Here is an 18,721-nt window from a genome sequence, read left to right on the forward strand (position 1 = left end):
TATTTTTTCTTTCAACCTATCCCACCTCTACTAGCTTTTTTATTATCTCCCGACTAATGATCTTGATGCAAATCAATTTTTTTCACACAATGCTTACTAAGAATATTGTCTATTCTTTCAATATCCATAGATTCTACTTGAATATCTATGGATCTAGCTTCAAAATATATAGTTATATTAGCATTATCTGCATCGTCAGGATATATCTGATAACCTTTACAAATTTCCCAACTTCGAAATACTCCTCTATATATTACACCATCTTCAAATATTCCCTCACCCACTTTAATATAATTATAAATAGCACTTATACATATTATACCGAATACAACTATTGCAACTACTAATTTGTACTTGGCATCAGGGTCATATTCTAGAGATATTAGTAGAATTATTATCATTATTACTGACCAAAATACCATCAATATTTGAATCATACACGTTTTTATTATTGATGATTTAATTCTATACAACTGCTTACCCCCTAGTATTTTTTCCCAGAGGGGTAAAGTACCAAAAATTAATAGTATAGCTAAAGCAAATAGAAAAGACATTGTAATCACCACCAATTTTATATTAAATATTATTTTTATTTTAGTAATAAATAACTTAGCTTAAGTAATATCTTCTATTTTATATTTTTAGATTCATACAGTTTATCTATATAATCCAATATATCAATATCACTTTTATCAGTCATCCCATTATAATTTTTCAATCTAGCTGTATAATGTATTAAATAATATTCATCGCCATCATAAATAGCTAATCCATAATGTTTTTCATTATTCATAAATGTTAATTCATATGTAGGACCATTAGGATAATTTTTAATATTACTCTTTTTATATTGGATGTTATTAAACGTATAAATAAGATGCGTTACTTCTTCTTTATCTTTAATGGTTATGTCTTCACCACTTCTCAAGTCAAGTATTTTAACTTTGCTAACTTTATTAGAAATATGTGGTGACCTAGATGAATTAATAAAATAATAAGCTATCAAAATTACAAATAATATTACTGACATAATAAGTATGTATAGGTACTTATTTTTACCCATAACCCACCTCCATAATTAACGAATTAATAGTGTTTCATATTTTTGTTGCTTATATAACTAGTTAATTTTTTTGCTTTAATATTTTTTAGCTCTCTAATTGTAGCAAAAATAGTAAATACACTAACTCCTATTAATAAATCTATCCAAAAATCTCCAGATATTATTTTATCACTAAAACCATATCTAATTAATCGCATAAGAAAAACTGTACATATACCCATGAGTGTGTAGTACAAAATATTTTTTATTGATTTCATTAATGCAAATCAACTCCTTAATAGCTACTTTCTTAATATATCTAGTTTACTGAATATATTATAACATAATCCTCATATTTATATTAACAATTTATCTTTAGCTATATAAACTATAAAATTAATTTATGAAAATATAGAGATATATTGTTAGAATAATACAAATTATACTTGCATATCACAAATAGTTAAAATAATTTTATAAATTATGAATATACATTCAAATTTAATTGTGTTATAATTAACCAAATAAAATTATTTATTCTTTACATATAAATAATTGCTGTAAACCAAAAGGTTATTAGGTTACAAATGTTTATTTAACCCAATAACCTTTCTCCTTTTTAGTAATTCTCTTATATGTTTAATCCGTAATTACTTTTTCCATTTCAGTATATTGATAAACACCTACTGCCCATTTCCCCATACGGGTAGTTATTTTATGTACATCCTTAAATCCTAATCTCTTATATAACTTATGAGCTTTGGGATTGTCTTCAATAACTGCTAAACTTACTTTGTCTATACCATTCATGGACATAGCAGTATCAAAAGCCTTATCTATTAATATACTACCTATTCCAAGACCTCTAGCTTTTTCTGAAACTGCAATATTATCTATATAAATCTCACCTTTTTTTGGATTATGATTCATTAGTATTAGCTTAGCCATAGTTTTTAAAGTTGATATAAGTCCATATTTCTTCACTAATAGAAAAAACTTAGGTTGTGTATTCTTTTGCCTTTCTTGTCCTACCCATCTAAGAAGCATCAATCCTATAATATCACCATCAATCTCAGCAATAAAATAACCTTCCTTATAATGGGTTCCTAGGATTCCAAAATCATCTAAAAAATCATTTTTGCGTTCATCAGGTAAATCTAGTAACTTCTTCACTTTACTATTAAATCCATCTAGATAGATCTTTGAAATATCTTTTTTATCTTCTGTTTTAAAACTTCTAATTATCAATTCATTAATATTATACATATCTCAACTCCTAACAATAATTTTTTTCATAACTTCCTCAACTAACTATTTCATACTCTAATATATATTAACATATAAATTTTAAATTTTCTTAATGTTATTATACTATTCAAAAACAGATATTTCAAATTAATAATTCAATATTTTTCAAATTATATAAATACGCAAAAATACCCTAGTAAAATATTTACTAAGGCATATTATTGTTATTTAAAATAAGTTTTATTAAATTTAATTAGTTAATTATTAATAAATTTTGTATCTAATTGCTCCTTTGTAAAATGCTTTTCCTTTGGTGGAAATTGCTTTTCAAATTCATTTAGTTCATCTGTTGTTATCTTAAAAACAGGGTCTTCGTAAAACTTACCAGTAATTCCGTCTAATGAACCTTTATGTAATTCTAATGCCATAAACTCTTCAAAATTAACTCCCCATGATGTTTGAATTTTATACTTTTCAGCATTTTCAAAACCAAAGCGATGATAATATTTGGGATTCCCAAAAATAATAATTGCATTATAGCCTAATATCTTGGCAGCTTCAATAGAATGTTTCATAAGTGAACTACCAATTCCTTTACCTTGATATGATGGTAATACGCTAATAGGTCCCATACACAAAACTTCAAATTCTTCATTATCTTCATTAATTACTTTTGCTTTTGAATAAATTATATTACCAATTATTTTGTCTTCATCACACGCAACAAAATCTAATTCTTTGATAAAAGCATTAGTCTTCCTGATTTTATTAACCACTACATGTTCATCACAACCAGGTTTATATTTATCCCAAAATGCTTCTCTTGTGACATTTTCTACTTCTCGATAATCTTTTTCATTTTCTAATCTAATTACTAACATTTTTAATAACTCCTTTGATATGTTATTTTTTTACTTAACCCAATCTATACGGTGGTAAAAGAATAGCACGCAAAGTAATAATATATTCACAAATATATCTTTGGCGTGTTACTTAAATACCACGCTTAATACAATGCTCAATTTTTTCAAACAGTCTATTTCCTTTCTTTCTATGATGTTGAAATTATATCATGTTTTATACTGTAATACAATTTATTAGGATGTTTTAATATTAAGATTACATCATGTATTACGATTACTTGACAGTAACTAATAAAGTCTGGAAGTTGTTTTTTTCTGACATTACTAGTATAATTATAATACTAAAAACAGTTAAGGAGAAACATGATGAACATTCAGATATTCGGAAACAAGAAATGCTTTGATACTAAAAAAGCTGAAAGGTATTTTAAAGAACGTGGTATCAAATTTCAAAAAATTGATCTAGTACAAAAAGGTGTCAGTCCGGGTGAACTAAAATCAATTATCCAGAGCGTTAGCATTGACAACCTCATTAATAAAGATTCTTCTAATTACAAAGAAAGCGTCCTAGCATATACTCAAGACCAGGACACCATGCAAGAAATTCTTTTAGAGAATCCAAAATTATTTAAAACACCTATTGTTAGAAATGGTAAGAAAGCAAGTGTTGGTTATCAACCTGATGTTTGGAAATCTTGGGAGTAAAGAACATTTAGCTCCCTCTTTTTTTATTTCCTTATTATAAATATTTAATGTGTATTATCATAATCTTTTAGTCTCCATAGTACTTCTAATATCTTCTCTAAAACTATAATTAATAATTTACCATACTAATAACCTTGTTCTTGTATCTTTTTCATCAATAAATTCAACATTATCATATCCACTTTGCACTGCACTTTCATATATGCTCAGTATGGTATTAACATCTTTACAATATATATCATAATAAATTGAATCAACTATTAATAATACTATTTCACATTTGCTTTTTCTAAAATCTTCAAATGTATTTATCTCTGTTACTTCTAAGTCCTTAGTAAAAGCTTTGAATTCACCAAATATAGTATAATAGATGTTTTCACTTATTAACTTTTTAAATTTTTTCCCTGATAATATATTCTTTTTCTTATCTCTAGAAAATAAGTTATCTACTATTCCTTCATTATCATTGCTTATATATATTTCATCTGAATCTATATGCCAGAAATACTTTTCAACATCTATAGTATTCAGAACATCTTGTAAAAGATGTCCGTATTCATTTGGTACTAAAAATCTTACACCTCTTTTTTTCATAGTAATTTCCTTTCAATACTATCTTTAAAGCTCTTTCGATAGTTGATATTGACATTAAACAATTTCATTACTTAATATCAATATGTTTCCATTTACTTTGTATGTAAATGTATTACCTGCATTCTTCGTCAAGCATATATTTTAAATGGTCTGGTATCATACATTTAGTAATCCAATCATTTAAATCTTTGTATGTTTTTGTTTTTGGATATTTGGAATTTCCCTCTCTCTTTCTTGAGTAAGTTAAATGTACTACAGCAAAACTTAATTCAGAATCATATACTTTAAATAATACATCATCACAATCATATCTTCTTCCTATTGCCATCACCATTTTTCCATATAAAATATGTTGTTTACCAACTTCACTATATAGTTCTTTTTCAATAGAACTTGGCTCTGTACATAGGCTATCCCAAGGCTCTAACCAATTTATGTCATTGACCATTTTACTTTCTCCTTACATTTTTTACTGAATTTATTATATACTAATATAAAACAGATAATTGGTTCTTGGTCATATCAAACTGTTGATAATAAATAGGTATCTTATATAGATTCCTGATATTTTGTATATAAGATATATTAATTTTACTAGGTTTATATTTCGTAACAATAACCAATTTATTGGCTTTGCTTTTATCATGATAATGACAATATTCCAACAATTGCCCTATAGCTAATCTTATCGCATTCTTTACATCACAAGTTTTAAGTTCATAAAATATTGTTTCTCCTGTAACCGTTTTAACTGTTATATCTACATTATTTACCTCACTAGTAACTGATTTATAATTACTATCTTTTTCTAGATATTTTACCATTGCATTTTGTAATTTGTTATGATGTAAGACTTTTATGTAACTTGATGGAGATACACTCACTATCCCCTCTTGTTTTTTCTTTTCCTCAGATTTGATATTATCTTGTTGTAACCTCTTTAATACGTATTGTTTATTAAACTCACTGTTTAACATACTAATACCTGATTCTTTATGTTTTCTAATATATTCATCTATAATTGGTTTTTCATTATCTAAGAAGCTTTGTAAACTATCAAGAAAGTAAACTTCTTCGGGATAATCATACCACCATTTTGTTTCTTTTATACGGCAAAAATTAACACCTGTCCTTTGTTTTAATATATGCACTAGCTCCTCTAAATACTTTGCTTTATGTGCATTATCTTTTGAACTCATTGATATAAAACATCTACCATTAGATTTTGCTCCCCATGCAATATTATGTATCTTTTCTATAGAATCACTACCATCCCAAAAAGATATATCTAAATAATCATCATTACCAAGAAAATAATATCCTTGTTCTAATCTATTCAAATTATTAATTTTTCTTGGTGCAAAATAAAAATTCCTATCCACCTTTTGAATATTAATTAAGTGATCCCAACATTTTGCGTGCATTTCAAGTATATTATTACTACCTATCAAGTACGTTACCTCCTTGTGTTATACTATCCTCAACAAATTTATCTTGTTATTATATTATTCTAATGTTTTTATGGCTATTGCTACTAATATTTTGTCATATTCAATAAGTGTTGTTATTAATGATATTACAGAGAGTTTAACAATCTTTCTTTTACCTCAAATGAATCAATCTTATTGAATCTATATAATAATCCATGCCTATTCTGATAATTATCTCCAAGCTCTGTACTTCTATAAAATTCTCAACCTATTGTTTTTCTGTAAACTATTACTAAAAATTTAGTATATTGATGTCCCCTCATTGGTTAAGGTCTTACCAGTTCTTAAAAACTTCAATAATTACTAAAGATTTTGGGTTTCTGCTCTTAGTATTCTGTTGAATAATAGAGATGTAATATTACCAAAAATCAAATATACTGCTTCGTTTAATTCACATTTTTGTTATACGAATTGAATCTAAAATAGTATTAATTCTATTTACTTGTTTTCGTAGGTGTGCAATCCAATAATTATTTTGTTTTCTCTTTATTGCCATAACATTTAATCATGCTCTAACAAACGCAAAGTAGTAACTTGTCTAATATTATATAAAATTGAATTGTAAGTTACATCAATTCAACAATTGTACAATCAGCAAATGCTTTTGACAACTGAACCAACAGATACCACTTGTGTAACTAGACCATTTTATAGTTTATTGATTTAGTATAAATACGTTTTATATTTTTCAAAGAGACTAATACAAAAAATAAGCTATGCTTATTTTTGTACGGTAACATGGCATTATAACTTGATTATTTATATATTTTTGCTTCATAGTTGTATCTCAATCTCATTTTTGCTTCTATTACTTCGTTTTTTCGTTAAATATTGAGTATTTTGTTGCAGTATTTTAGTTGTGTGGTCGGCAATAGTCTCTTGTAGATTACTACTCCCCACTCTCACTCCCAATGATTTAATTTCATCTTCTGTAGCAAAACAGTATTTATCCGAATTTGTGCTAAGTAATAAAAGGAACTCTTGTTCTTGATTAGCAGTTAAATCCACATCAACCACATCTGCCAACAACAATTCGTAGCATTGAAAATGCTCACTGTATTGGAGTTCAGTCATATGTCGACCGCAGTAATTATATCTCAGCACTCCAAACTTAGATGCATTTAAAATACCAGTGTCAAACAATTCTTCTTTAAATTCTCTGCTCAAATCCTGTACAACTTCACGATTTTTCGTTTTATTAAATCGACGAACGAACCTTCGAATATACTTGTCCTGTAATTGCAATCGATAATCTCTTTTTGATGACTGGTTAATAGGAATTCTATGATCATCTTCTACAAAATAATGTGTTTTTAAATACTGAGCTTCAGCTTGATCCATTTTATACACACCACCAACTGGTTGATATTTTTCAGTTCCACGAGCATTTTTTACAAGAAAATATCTTCCGTTAACTTTAATTCTGAACAAGTAAGCAAATGAAATTCTTACATTATCAGTTTTTTTAATAAAGTTCTTACGCACAAGTTTTCTTTGTGATGTTTTCCAATTTTCAGTATCCATAATATCTACAAAGCTTGATTTCAGAAAAGGAACAATTATACCTACCACTAAACCACCTAATGAGCTGCCTACCGGCCAACATTCCAATTCAAATAATATTATAATTGCAATACAGCCTAAACAAATTACCAAAAAAATAATCATTTTAAAAATCTTCTTAATCAAGCTACCTCAAATCCTTCCTATTACAGCTATGTATACTTTTACTCTATTCCAATTGGAATACTAATATGTCCAATTGCTACACAAATGTTGTTTTTTATTAAATAGCATTCTATATAATGAGATCCATTAAATAACGTATTCTCGCTAATCCAAGTACCTCTATCCTTAATTTGCCCACGAATATCGTTACGTCGTTCAGCTTCCTCCCCGACATTTCTTACTTTCCACAGCACTTTATCATAAGAATGAGCTGTTGTTTTTCCAACTTTACATTTCACCGTAAAATTATGTGGAATAAATCTTTTAAATTTAGGAGCATATGTTTCTATAAATTGATAAATAGGCGTTAGCATAAATCCATTCCCACTGACCATACAGTCTATGTATACATCATACCGCTCATTTATATCATACATATCTTCAATGAACTGCTCTGTATCAGTATAACCACAAGATTTTTTAATGCTAAAACTTTCACTTAATTGAGCCGTAGCCAATTCACTCCAGTAATTATGATTGAAAAATTCACTCCACGATGTAACAGCCTGACTATATGTACACTCCCCATCAAATAAGATATCCAGTTCTTTCAGTTTGGAATCACATCGGTTTTTCCAATTATTCATCTTCTGTCGATCACTATCTCGTGTTACAAGCAAACGGCCATTGTCTACAGGAGCGCTTACCTCGACATCATCATTCAAACGAATTTTAATCAGTTTCATTGTATGATAGAACAATTCATCAATTCTAGTATAACCTGCAAGTTGCTCATCACACAAAACTGTTTGAATCAATCCGCTCGGCATATTCTTCCATGAATCTCTTGATTTACAAAACATCTTTGAGAAGCGAATTACTTTTCTTAAATCCTTTCCCTTTTCCTCAATCTCACCTTTAAACCAATCATCAATAGCTCGAATATCACGAGATGTCCATTCAATTCCAGCATGTTCATATTTATACTCTACATCTGTTTCTGAATTTTTATACCTCCTATAAACTGCAAAGTCAACATGATAGCCATCTTCATATTTTATACGAACACAACTCGTTTTCACTTCTGGCTCTGCATTAAACTGCCTTGTTTTTCTTCTCAGTGCATTTGCAACAATATTACGCGTTGCCAATGGTCCTAAATTTCCTAATTTACTTTTTTCAAAAACAATTGCAACATCAATGTCATAATCGTTATTATCATTTTGCACCACAGTGTGCATTGCCATGCTTCCCTGAACTCGATTTTCACATATTTTATAATCTGTACCATTTTCCTCGTTATATTCAGTTAAGCCATTTTCTAATCGTTTGATATTAAGTTTTCTTTTTTCTCTAAGTTCATTTTGAACAGTGGCTGGTAAAACTACTTTAGTACGATAAAACTTATCAAATTCAGTTGAAAGATCATACATTCTAATATCTCCTTTCATCAAATATATATTATTTAAGAGTTTGCAAAACGCCATAACCCGCATAAGTATGGGATATTTTTTTCTTTAAATTAATATAACTCCTCACCGATTTATGGTAAAATTGAATTGCTAAGAAACAAATCCACCAAAACCCGAAAGGAATTATACACGTATGATAACATATAATCAGCTTTCTTTGGCAGAAATTTTTTCTGATTGCCAAGATTTTTTTGAAAATGATAAGCACCACTTTCTTTCATTACTTGAAAATACCATCAATCTTAGTGAGTTTATTTCCTATTCTTTTCATTATCATTATTATGCATATACTGGAAGACCTAGAAAATATCCACTTACTGCCATGCTCTGGGCTCTTTTGATTCAAAGAATCTTTTCTATTCCTACTGACTCTCTACTAATAACTTTCCTTAAGTTTTCAAAAGAACTTAGAGAATTTTGTGGTTTTACTAAAGTTCCAGATGCTTCTAAATTTACACGTTTCAAACAAAATTTTTTGTTGGACTTACAATCGATGTTTGATGACCTTGTTGATATTACTGAACCGATTTGCCAAAGTATTAATCCTCATAAAGCTTCTATGACAGTTTTTGATACTTCTGGAATTGAAGCTTTTGTCACTGAAAACAATCCTAAATATGCCAATAAGATTATTAAACAACTTAAAACGTATAAGAAAAATGCTAGTCTTGATAAGTCTTTTGATCCCTACAAGGCGGCTTATAAATCAATGCCTTCACATGCTTCTTCTAATCCTGAAATAAAACAACTTTATATCAACGGACATTTTTGTTATGTTTTTAAGTTTGGCATTATTACCAACGGTCTTGGCATTGTTAGGGATATTTCTTTTTATAATAAGGATTTTATTGATGCTCATCCTGATATTGTTATTGATAAAAAATCTGATTCCCCTAATGAAGATAAGTCTCTTTCTGATTCAAAAGCACTTATTCCTGTTCTTTCAGATTTTTTTGCTAAACATCCTCTTATCAATCCAAGTGTTTTTATTGGTGATGCTGCTTTTGATACCATTGATATTTATAATAATCTTCTTTCAGATATACAGTTTAATAAAGCTTATATTCCTTTAAATCATCGTTCTTCATTGAGCGATACTGATTATACTCTTACTGTTGATGGAATTCCCTGTTGTCCTCACAATCCAGAGCTTCCCATGAAACCTGAAGGAAATACTTCCCATTTACGTTGTGGTTTTCCTACCTTCAAATTTGTATGTCCTAAAATGAAATGGACTAAATGTGAAGATGACAAATGGCGAAGAAAACATAATTGTGATAATCCCTGCACTTCATCTCTTTGTGGAAGAATGATATATATTTATCTGAAAAAGACCTACTGGCTTATCCTGGAACATTACGTGGTACTGATGAATGGAGTACAATATATAAAATCCGTTCTGTCGTAGAGCAATCAATCAATCATTTCAAAGAAAGCTTTTGTATTGCTAAACGTAAAACAAGGAATGCAAAAACACTTCATGCGGATTTATTACTATCAAGTATTACACAATTAATTACAGTCTTACTTGCTCATAAAATCAATAAGCATGAATATATAAGAAGCTTAAAACCATTAATTGCGTAAGTATAACATTTAAGGTTCAATAAAATGAGATACGTTTATTTCTTGAGCCTATTTTTATTCATAGTTACATCCACTATCTTAAAATACTATATTTAACATTACTAAAGTGTTTTTTTGCAGTAATAATTCTCCTGTCCTTCATACTCAACTAAAAGTTTTGCAATTACCTAACTATCTTTAAAGCTCTTTTGATAGTTGATATTGACACTACACAATTTTATTACTTAATATCAATATGTTTCCATTTACTTTGTATGTAAATGTATTACCTGCCTTCTTCTTTCGTCAAGCATATATTTCAAATGGTCTGGCATCATACATTCAGTAATCCAATTGTTTAAATCTTCATAAATTTTCGTTCTTGGATATTTCTAATTTTTCTCTCTCTTATTTGAGTAAGTTAAATGTACTACTGCAAAACTTAATTCAGAATCATATACTTTAAATAATATGTCATCACGATCATATCTTCTTCCTATTGCCATCACCATTTTCCCATATAAAATATGTTGTTTGCCAACTTCACTATATAGTTCTTTTTCAAAAAAACTTGGCTCTGTACGTAGGCTATCCCAAGGCTCCAACCAATTTATGTCATTGACCATTTTACTATCTCCTTACGTTTACAAGCCATGTCTGAAAAATTTAATAATACTTTAATTTATAATAAATTTAAATAATCTCTTGCATTTGGAATTCTATTAATCCATTTTTTTCTGAATCTATTATATCAATAATATAAAACAGATAATTGGTTTTAAGTCATATCAAACTGTTGATAATAAATAGGTATCTTATATAGATTCCTGATATTTTGTATATAAGATATATTAATTTTACTAGGTTTATATTTCGTAATAATGACTAATTTATGCTTTGTTTTTATACATTAATAGATAATATTACCTTCCTTATTTTTAAGGTAACTTTCTTTTAAATTATCTAATGCATTATTTATAAATCCTATCTTTAAAATTTCATTTTCTGACTTACTAGTATTATCTGTTTTAGAAAGAGCTTCTCTTAATTCTTTATTTACTTTTTTATAGCTTTCTTTATTTTGAGTTCCTAGTAAATATAAGGAATCTGATAAACTTCTATATAAACTTTGTAAACTACAATCTTTAAATCCATTAGAGAAGCGAATATCAATAATTCTTATAATATATGACAAATTATTTATATCATTAATCATAGCTATAGATTTTGTCATTTCTTCACCACATGAAAATTTTGTAGGAGTTTGTTTCTCTTTTTCAATTAAACTAATATAATATTCTATCCCTATTTTTGAGTTCATTTTTATAAGATAAGCCATTAGTTTGTATTTAGCTTCTGAAATATCAACTCTACTAATTAATATATCTTTTAGTTCTTTATCATTATGATTATATAATGTTTCACTAACATAAAATAATAATTTTTCGTCTATTTTCGAAACTATTTTATTGTAAAATTTATCTTTGCTCAACATATTATCTTTTAATAACATAATTAAATAATCAATAGTTATTCTTTTAACAGACTCATTTCTTGTTTTATCAATACAAACTTCTTTTGCTATATATTCAACATAGTAAATATTATGTTTTATGCAAAACTTAATATGTTCTTCATATACTTCTCCCATAAGATTTTTACTTTCAAGATTATATATAACACGCTTTTTCATATTTTCTAAATTAACTCGTTGCTCAATATATAAAAAATATGATTGTCTTTCATTATTGGTATCATAAGGGAAAATAAGCGTATTTAATAATATTTTTTCTTCACAATCCAAATTAAAATATGTTAAGAAAAAAAGTAGTTGAGGAACACATCTTTCAATTGAATAATTATTGTCATTTTTATATATAATTGCTTTTGAAAAATTAATACTAGTTATTTTTACATAAAAATAATTCTGTATATAATATTTTTGCTCGCAACTAATTTCAACTTCATAATCTTTATTATTCAACACTTCGTAAATCTGATAAGATGAGAAGTCTATCCATATTACTTCATGTAAAAAATCAGATAATAACATTTGTTGTTGTTTTGTATCCAGATAAATAGCCCATACTGTAAGATCTAAATCTTTACGTTGATTTATGTTTTTTCTATAATTTATAGAATCTTTTATAGTTACATTATTATCTTTACTCAAATTAATAAATTCATATATTAATTTATTAAATTTGTCTTGATCAAAAAGAGCATTGAAAAATTTTTGAGTTCCTACTTTATGTAGTTCATAGTAATCTATATGTTCTCTTTTAATTATTATTTTTCCTGTTTTTGCTTTTATTAACTCAGTTAATTTAATAAACTCTTTAGCATTTTGGTTCATTTTAATTGCAAAACTTATGGCAGTATCATCTTTTAATTTACCTTGTTGGTACATTTTTACAAATTTATTATAACAACCATCATAATAAAAATTATGTATTATATAATGAAACTTATAATTATCATCTTTTGCTAATTTTCCAAATACTTTTTCACGTGAATTAGTATTCGTAAAAAAAGTAATAAAATTTTTATTTAGCCCGATATACCTTTCATATGTATTTATAGTTAAAATATAAACTCTATTAAATACAATAGTGCGGCTTTTGCAATATAACTTTTCAGCTAATTTCAAAGTGGTTTTTATTAATGTTTCAATTGAATATATACAATTACTTTTATTATAAATAATTAAAGCTTTTATTATTTTTTCAAAAGCTTTTATAGTACTTATTTTGCTAATACCATTTAATAACTCCAAAGACTCATTACTAACTCTAATTTCTTTATTATCAATTTTTATCCAATAACAATATTTAATACCATCAACAAAAAAATGGATATTTTCATCAAGATATTGTGATGTATTTAAGTACTTATATATACTATATCGTATATAAGACTTATCACTATTTTTAAAATATTTCATTAATTTTATGGTTAAATTTTTATTTTGTATTCTTAAATTTGCCAAAGCTAAAATTCCTCTGTTTATTATATATTCATCATTTTTATCATCAAATATATAAACTGATAGTATTTCAATTATTTCTGGACTTAAATTAAATGTCTTATTAAATTCCCCTAATAAATCAAGGGAGTTTTTCAGTGATTGAATATTTTTAGGTTTTTTTATTTCGTTAAGTAAAAACAATAAAGTTCTTCTGCTTTCATCAAAAGCCACTAAATCTTTCTTAACATCATACTCTATCCATATTGCTTTATCTGAATATGTATGAAATATTTTTTTGAATATTTCAACCCTCTCTTTATTGGTAAATCTATCTTTCTCAAATTTAATTAGTTGTTTAGGCGAATTTTTGTATAACCAATTTTTCAAATTATTATCTTTATATATATTTGTAATGTATGAGAGAGTATTAACCCATGAAGGTTTTATTGATTTTCTATTACTATAAGTAATTAACCTTACAATTTCTTCTATAGATTTTTTTGAAATTAATTTAGCAGCTAGATATTCACAAAAATTATTATGTATAAATCGCCAATTATTATCGTTATTTTTCTTCCAGATACCACTATATTTTAATAATTCCCTTTCCGCTTTATTAAACTCTTTTTGATATTCATCATCACTTAAATAGTTCTTTTCTAAGCAAACAAGAGAAAAACTAACTTTTTCAAGTAAATTAAATAGTTCCATTTTTTCTTCTGATATATCTTTAGTTGTTATATAATGGTTACTATCAAAATTAAAACTATCATCAATTAATTCATCCATTAATTCTGTTTTCTTTGGCAAAGATTTACTTTGAGAGTATAAATCAACTATTCTAGTTAAATAAAAAGGTTTTTTAAGTAATTCTTTTAATCTGTTTTTGTTAATATCTTTATAAAATTCATCAATATTAATACTTTTTTTATTTAAATAGTTTAATATATCTTCATATTCTAAATCCAAAATATAATATTGTTTAAATTTTTTAAATATAGCACTCTTGTAAAAATTTGTCCTTGTAGAAATTACAAGCTTTATATTGTGATTAATAAAACTATTTATTCTTCTTATAAAGTTCCGAGAATCTTTATCTTGTATTTCATCATAGCCATCTAAAATAAGCGTCAAAATTTTATCACTATATAAAATATCAGTATATTCTTTTGGTATTATGTCTTCAATCTCTTTATCTATATAGTTATATAAACTTATTAAAGCTGGATATAGATTATTTTTACTATCAGATAAATCATAAGCTAGCTGTTGTAATTGATAGGATTTTCCGCTACCTGCTTCACCCAACAATATTATTAAATTATTTTCTTCTACAGTCTTAATAAGTGTAGTGTTTTTATTTATATAGCAAACTCTATTTTCAGAATAATTATCATTGTAATTATCAATTGATATAATTTTTCGGTTTATATAGTTTTCAACAGTAGAGTACTGAATTTTAGATGTCATGCTACTAATTGTCTTCAATTTAGTCTTTTTTTCAAGTAATAATGTTGCACAAGCTTCGGCATCGGTTTTCCATCTATAAAGAAGTTCAACAGGATAATTTATTGGATCTTTATCAATCATTGTAGAGCAAGTGCAACAAAGCCATATTCCATTTGTAATACTACATCTTTCTTCAGAAGTCATATCGCAATCATACCTAGGCCCACCAGGAGCTGCTGCTTTTATATGTGCAGCAACACCAGTAATTGTAGATTTATTACTATCTTTATTAGGTCCTACGGTCATATTACGGCAATTAGGATTAGAACATATATACGCAACACGTTGTGCTAATTTTATTTTAGTTTTTTCATTAAAATCATCTCTATTGTTATTTTTCATATTTTTCATCCTTCAAAAAAAATTACTATTCTTATTTAGCCAACTTAGGATTCATTATGGACCGCTGTAGTTTGAATTTCTTATAATTACTATAATTAATACTCATTTAAGCTTTCATTATAGACACTAATAACCTGTGCCTAATATGTTTTTCATCCCATTATGTACCATCTTTAGCAAAAGGTATAAACTCTACTTAACTAGTGATATACTAAGGTAATAAAAAGGTAAATCACCATGATCATTATCTAATATAAATTACTCTTAATAATTATCGCCAACATGACCTGTATTATATAGAAACTAAGAAATTGAAAAACTGAAGATTATAGCACATATAATTATGACTAAAAATCTGTAAAATCAAATAAAATCCAACTGCTATTCAATATTTTCAATCATTTAATTTATTCATCATTTCTTTTACATTATTCGAGATATAGCTAGGTACAATATTAAATTTTCTTATGTCTAAGTAGTGTAAGAAGTCATTTTCAATATGATATGTTTCATCTATGAATTTATACCAGCCACTATCTAAAGGAGATAATTTCAACTTATTTTTATCTGCAATTTCACAGATTGTTCTAAAAAGCTGAACTTGTAAATACGCATTAGATTCAATAGTATAGATATCTTTAATTCCTGATATCGTATAAGTATTGTCTTGCAAGTTATCATAATTAAAGCTTCTGATATATTCTTTAATTTTTGATATGCCATCACTTTTATCAGCTTCACTCATCTCTATAAAACGATCATTTGCTATTTTGCGTTTTATTTCGTTTCCATGAATTAAACATGATAAGATTTCATAAGCATTTCCCCATGAATTTTTACGATCATTAAGTTCGCATAATTTTCTTAAAAAAGCAATTCTACTAACAATATTAATGCTATCATTTTTAGCAATTTCCTCACATTCTGCAACGATCAATTTTACATCAGTATCAGCATCTATCGCTTTTTCCTGTATCACACCATTCTCATTCCAAATAAAAGAAGCTGTAGCATTTTCAGACGATAATTTTCCAACTACAATAAAATCCGTTATTGGTTCAAAATCATGTGTTAATAAGAGGACCGTTTTTCCTACCAAAGATATATCCCTTTTCCCAATATTTTTAAACATTCTGTGCATAATAGCAAATTTTTTATTGCTATCAAATGAGGAAATAGGGTCATCTAAGATAATTAAGTCCGGATTTTGGGTTTGTGAATAGTACATAAACAAAATAAGTGAAAATGCATTTTTTTCGCCCCAACTTAAATGTTGCCTTATATTGGATACATCTGTCTTTTCTCCACCAAAACACTGTTTCAATATAGTTCTACTCTTTATCTCATCTTCAGCTAAAATTTCTAGCTCATAATTTATTCCAGCAGTTTTAAGAAATTCATTAATATCATTTTGTGAAGCTTGTATAGTAGCTTGTACAACCCCTTTTAAAGCTCCCATTTCTCTTTTTAAAACAGATACTTCTTCTTTTAATGTAGCAACATTCGCATTAACAACAGCAAAAACATTCTCTATTTTTTCTCCACCAAACATTTCAAAAAGTGATATCGGAAATTCCATGTTATTAATTTGCTGTTCAAGTTTTGAGATATCAGCTATTGCTATTTTTCTATCTCCAAACTCAGAAATTTCATAAAATCTTGATAAAATCAGGTCAAATTCTGTAGTTAACTTTGTCATAATAGTTTTAATAATATCTTCTGATGTATCATTTTTTATATATCCAATTAGTTCAATGTATTTGTCTTCCCTAATAAATGTTTTTAGATTCTGCAACAATTCCAAAGCTTCTTTTAGGTTTTGAGAATCTGATTTTGTATACGTCTTTGTAAATATTTTTTTTTTAATTGTATGTTTTGGTATATCTAACTTTTCAGAACAGTAAGGACAATGATCGGTATTATCATAGGCATCACCTTTATTTTTCCAATCAATCCAAGGTATATTGATCTCTTTGTTACTAATAAAAGGTTTATAATCTTCTAACTCAACAGGTATATTGTATATATTTTGTTTTGATAATAAACTTTTAAAAGTACCTGTTTTACTTAAGGTCCCAGTTGATGTACGTTTAAATTTGCTATTTATTTTTAACAGACTAGCACGTAGTTCAGTAATATCTTGATGCTCATCCATTATTTCCTTAAGCGACAGTAAATGATTATCTAGCTGTTGTTTTTTTTGATCATAATTCGGTGTTTTTAAAAAAACTTCAAAAGTATTTTCAATTACATTATCTTCCTTAAAAACAACTTGATTTACAAAATTCTCATCAAAAACCAATACATTTGATAATTCAGGAATAACACTAACCTCTGCAGGATTTTCAGAATAGTAAGTTCTTAAAGACTGTAATTTGTCATTATCTTTGGCAAAAAATATAGCCTTCGACAAGGTAGTTTTTCCAGCCCCGTTAATTCCATATTTAATATTAAGCTTATTCTTTTGAATTTTAATTGTACCGTTTTCAATATTATTACAATTTGTTATTGTAACTCTATACATTAATAATACCTCCAAAATTTTTATGGATTCTACGCAAACCTTCTTATAATATAATTTGCTTACTTATTGCTAAAATACAATATCCTAATACATTAATATTATTACATTTCTTTTATTTATAACCATATAAAACTTCTAATTATTAGACTAATGGGTTATTAATTTATTCTTGTTTTCTTATAATAGTTTATCATTTATTTTCATTTATTTAATTTTCAGTAATACTAATAATTATTATTATATTACTCTTATGTTTTTGAACTATTACATAAAACCAATTTAACAAAGATTAAATTTTTTCAAACCATGCATAAATCATAAAATCTTATCTAATGATTTATTAAATTATTATCTATATACTTAATGTCTATATTTACCAATAATATTTCCCAAGTACCCTATGTTTTTTTTGATTCAATTTCTTGTACTCGTCCTAATGTTCATTTATTGCTTTAATTAATCTATCATGTAAAATAAATCCACCTAAAAGTCATGACCTACTTTATTTCTTAAAACAATGCAATGATAAAAATATTTTTCAACAAGTTAATTAGGATATGTATAGTGATCTTCATATGTCCATCTATATAAATATACATTTTTAGTCATATTATATTCTTCTTAATGTGATTACCAAATTATCATTCAATCTATCTTCAATTAAATCTTTTAATAAGCAACCCAAATAATTCATTCAAATACTATGAATATGTTTACCATCTCTTTTCAA

14 protein-coding genes and 1 pseudogene are annotated in these 18,721 nt (G+C 26.6%); 2 read left to right on the forward strand and 13 right to left on the reverse strand.

Annotated features, from left to right (window positions below):
- Positions 1-53 precede the first annotated feature (53 nt).
- The 5 genes from ACX6CF_RS13760 to ACX6CF_RS13780 form a co-directional block, all read right to left on the reverse strand.
- Positions 54-473, reverse strand: a complete 420-nt coding sequence (locus ACX6CF_RS13760) for a hypothetical protein (protein WP_458785918.1) — start codon at positions 471-473, stop codon at positions 54-56.
- Positions 474-628: 155 nt separating this feature from the next.
- Complete coding sequence (locus tag ACX6CF_RS13765; RefSeq protein ID WP_458785919.1) at positions 629-1,063, reverse strand: hypothetical protein; 435 nt, start codon at positions 1,061-1,063, stop codon at positions 629-631.
- A 23-nt stretch (positions 1,064-1,086) separates the two neighbouring features.
- Entirely contained in the window at positions 1,087-1,320 is a 234-nt protein-coding gene (locus ACX6CF_RS13770) for a hypothetical protein (RefSeq protein WP_458785920.1), read from the reverse strand.
- Between the two features lie 361 nt (positions 1,321-1,681).
- A complete protein-coding gene (locus ACX6CF_RS13775; RefSeq protein WP_458785921.1) occupies positions 1,682-2,308 on the reverse strand; it encodes a GNAT family N-acetyltransferase in 627 nt (208 codons plus the stop codon).
- Positions 2,309-2,547: 239 nt separating this feature from the next.
- The gene (locus ACX6CF_RS13780; protein WP_458785922.1) at positions 2,548-3,171 is read right to left on the reverse strand and encodes a GNAT family N-acetyltransferase; all 624 of its coding nucleotides are present in this window, start codon (positions 3,169-3,171) and stop codon (positions 2,548-2,550) included.
- 348 nt (positions 3,172-3,519) lie between these two features.
- On the opposite strand from ACX6CF_RS13780, the gene ACX6CF_RS13785 reads away from it, so the two are divergent.
- Complete coding sequence (locus ACX6CF_RS13785; protein ID WP_458785979.1) at positions 3,520-3,858, forward strand: arsenate reductase family protein; 339 nt, start codon at positions 3,520-3,522, stop codon at positions 3,856-3,858.
- 117 nt (positions 3,859-3,975) lie between these two features.
- Here ACX6CF_RS13785 and ACX6CF_RS13790 read toward each other — a convergent pair whose 3' ends face one another.
- The 5 genes from ACX6CF_RS13790 to ACX6CF_RS13810 form a co-directional block, all read right to left on the reverse strand.
- Positions 3,976-4,452, reverse strand: a complete 477-nt coding sequence (locus ACX6CF_RS13790; RefSeq protein ID WP_458785923.1) for a DUF2691 family protein — start codon at positions 4,450-4,452, stop codon at positions 3,976-3,978.
- 112 nt (positions 4,453-4,564) lie between these two features.
- Positions 4,565-4,900: a hypothetical protein gene (locus tag ACX6CF_RS13795; RefSeq protein WP_458785924.1), complete on the reverse strand. Its 336-nt coding sequence runs from the start codon at positions 4,898-4,900 to the stop codon at positions 4,565-4,567.
- 40 nt (positions 4,901-4,940) lie between these two features.
- Positions 4,941-5,903, reverse strand: a complete 963-nt coding sequence (locus ACX6CF_RS13800) for a hypothetical protein (RefSeq protein ID WP_458785925.1) — start codon at positions 5,901-5,903, stop codon at positions 4,941-4,943.
- Positions 5,904-6,716: 813 nt separating this feature from the next.
- Positions 6,717-7,631, reverse strand: a complete 915-nt coding sequence (locus tag ACX6CF_RS13805; RefSeq protein WP_458785926.1) for an SMODS-associated NUDIX domain-containing protein — start codon at positions 7,629-7,631, stop codon at positions 6,717-6,719.
- A gap of 38 nt (positions 7,632-7,669) precedes the next feature.
- Positions 7,670-9,043, reverse strand: coding sequence for a nucleotide-binding domain-containing protein (locus tag ACX6CF_RS13810; RefSeq protein ID WP_458785927.1), 1,374 nt, complete (start codon positions 9,041-9,043; stop codon positions 7,670-7,672).
- A 172-nt stretch (positions 9,044-9,215) separates the two neighbouring features.
- Between ACX6CF_RS13810 and ACX6CF_RS13815 the strand changes: the two are divergent.
- Positions 9,216-10,598 (forward strand): annotated as a pseudogene (locus tag ACX6CF_RS13815) (transposase).
- 442 nt (positions 10,599-11,040) lie between these two features.
- Here ACX6CF_RS13815 and ACX6CF_RS13820 read toward each other — a convergent pair.
- From ACX6CF_RS13820 to ACX6CF_RS13830, 3 genes are all read right to left on the reverse strand, one after another.
- On the reverse strand, positions 11,041-11,274 hold the full coding sequence (locus ACX6CF_RS13820; RefSeq protein WP_458785928.1) for a hypothetical protein: 234 nt from the start codon (positions 11,272-11,274) through the stop codon (positions 11,041-11,043).
- 284 nt (positions 11,275-11,558) lie between these two features.
- Entirely contained in the window at positions 11,559-15,467 is a 3,909-nt protein-coding gene (locus ACX6CF_RS13825; RefSeq protein WP_458785929.1) for an NACHT domain-containing protein, read from the reverse strand.
- Between the two features lie 394 nt (positions 15,468-15,861).
- Positions 15,862-17,991, reverse strand: coding sequence for an AAA family ATPase (locus ACX6CF_RS13830; protein WP_458785930.1), 2,130 nt, complete (start codon positions 17,989-17,991; stop codon positions 15,862-15,864).
- Between the last annotated feature and the right edge of the window lie 730 nt (positions 17,992-18,721).

It is taken from the genome of Vallitalea sediminicola (genome assembly GCF_054408565.1).